Source organism: Pseudomonas peli (genome assembly GCF_050563605.1).
GTDB lineage: Bacteria > Pseudomonadota > Gammaproteobacteria > Pseudomonadales > Pseudomonadaceae > Aquipseudomonas > Aquipseudomonas peli_A.
In genome coordinates this window covers 1-290 of record NZ_JBNXUH010000250.1, presented here as the reverse complement: position 1 = coordinate 290, position 290 = coordinate 1, and the positions used below count along the sequence as shown (strand labels likewise).

Annotated in this window: 1 protein-coding gene; it reads left to right on the top strand. The window is 44.5% G+C overall.

The window, feature by feature from the left end; all coding sequences use genetic code 11:
- Positions 1 to 203, top strand: a 203-nt coding sequence (locus tag ACQ4LH_RS21625; protein WP_430699002.1) for a hypothetical protein, incomplete at its 5' end; no start/stop codon positions are given.
- Positions 204 to 290: the final 87 nt, after the last annotated feature.

Below are 290 nucleotides of genomic sequence, written 5' to 3'. Positions count from 1 at the left end.
TTCCCCGGGTGCGCTCCACCGGCGGGGTGATCATCGTTCTGGGGCTGGGGTTCTTCCCCCGTCTCTTTTACACATCTTACGCTGCCGACGGCGCGCCCCGAGTGTGGGTCTCTGCGGGGGTCGGGGCAGTTGAAAAAAAAAAAAAAAAGAAAAAAAAAAAAAAAAAAAAGGAAAAAAAAAAAAAAAAAAAACGAGGAGAGTAGACGGAAGCGAAAGAAGTGTAAAAGAGACANGANNAAGAGAAAAAGCAGANAGAANAGAAVAAGAGAAGAAAAAAAGAAAGDAGAAAC